At 69.9% G+C, this 1,650-nt stretch carries 2 protein-coding genes; both read right to left on the reverse strand.

The window, feature by feature from the left end; translation table 11 throughout:
- The coding region (locus tag RMN95_RS13905) for a Dyp-type peroxidase (RefSeq protein ID WP_309617507.1) at window positions 1-1,095 on the reverse strand (1,095 nt) is incomplete at its 3' end.
- On the reverse strand, window positions 1,092-1,650 hold a 559-nt coding region (locus RMN95_RS13910), incomplete at its 5' end, for a hypothetical protein (protein ID WP_309617508.1). The genes RMN95_RS13905 and RMN95_RS13910, both read right to left, overlap by 4 nt.

Here is a 1,650-nt window from a genome sequence, read left to right on the forward strand (position 1 = left end):
ATATTTCATCAGGTCATCGACCTCGTCGAGGCGCTGCTGGGTGACGGTGAAGGTGCGCAGCTCGCTCTGGAACGAGATGAAGACCAGCCCCGCTTCTGCTTCGTTCTCAAAGGAATAGCTGCGCCGAAACATCAGCCCCGAACCGGTGAACGAAGGATGCGCTCCCCGCGCGTGGGCCCGAGCGGGGACGAGATACTCGCCCTCCGGTGTCTTTGAGGTGAGGTTGACCTGGTCATCGGGGCCGCCGCCGGAGAGTGGCGCCCCGTCACTCAACCGTCGTCCGATGATCGCCTCCCGCGCGTCAACGGTCTGGGCGCGAAATCGTGCGGTGTCGATGCGCAGGCGCCGGATGACACACACCGTCGCGCCCGTCAGCGCCCCCGATCCGATCCAGACGCTTTTCTTCAGCTCGGCATCTCCGCGGGGCACCACGATGCCATCCATAAAACCGAGAGGATTGCGCGCCTTGGTGCCCTCGCCGGTGCCCCGGAAAATCAGCTGCTCCCATCGCGGTCGCGCCCCCGGCAGCAGCACCGTGAGGTCGGCGAGCACGGCGCCGAGCACGGTGGGGTCGCTCGAATGCGCCGACAGCATCACGTCGCCGCCGACATGGGTCGGGTCGATGTTGTCGTCTCCGGCGAACCGGGGCAGCTCGGCGGCACCCGGAAGCGAGGGGTCGATCGCGGCCACCAGCCGAGGGCCGATGCCGACCGAGATCGTCAGGTCCCCGGGGCCATCGGGCAGCAGGTCGCTGGGTTCGGCCCGCCCGGTCAGATCGAGGATGCGTGCACCCAGCGCCGCGAGCCAGTCTGCGCGGGCGAGCTCGGTGTTGACCACGGCCACCCGGCCGAATCGCTGGGGAACGGCCGGAAGGTGGATGCCCGCCTGGTACCGCCCCGAGGCCGGAACGCGCTGCGGTTGCGCGGCAGCGGCGGGCGGCACGGCGGGCGGCGCGGTAGGTGGTGCGGCCTGTGGTGCGCTAGCAGCGACCGCTCCTGCACCCAGCCCAAAGCCGATCGCGCCGCCGATCGCACTTCCCAGCGCGCCCTGCAGCACTCCGCGGCGGGTGGGGAGCGTGCGCTCCACGTCACTCACGGGGCACCCGGTGCGGCGGCGGAGGGAGACACGGTGGAGGGAGACACGGTGGAGGGAGACACTGTGGACGGAGCCACGGTGGACGGGGACACCGAGGGCAGCAACACGGCTCCGCCGTCGGAGAAGTCGACGGTCATCCACACGCCACTGACGGGTGCCTCGAACACGAGCAGCGTGCCGATGTCGTCGACCCAATATCGCGCTCGTTCGCTGCTGGGCGCTGATGTGGTCGCGCCGTCGGCGGAGGGCCCCACAAACACGTCGACCGCCGTGGTGCCGATCGCGTCGGAGCGAAGCCACACCGCATCAGACTGCGCGAGCAGTTGGGGATTCTCGGGGCGGTCGGCGCCGAGGCTCCCCACGAGCGCGAGGGCGGTTGCAAGCGGGTTGGCCGAGGGGTCGAGTGGGTAGCCGACCCAGCCATCGGTCGGCAGCGGGATGTCCGGCTCATCACTCGGCGTATCCCTGAAGGCGACCGTGTCGGAGTTCCACCACACCGTGCCACCGCCTGCGACCGCGCCGTAGCCGACACCCTGCCCGAAGTCGTACCACCCG

Source organism: Salinibacterium sp. (assembly GCF_031364185.1).
Taxonomy (GTDB): domain Bacteria; phylum Actinomycetota; class Actinomycetes; order Actinomycetales; family Microbacteriaceae; genus Rhodoglobus.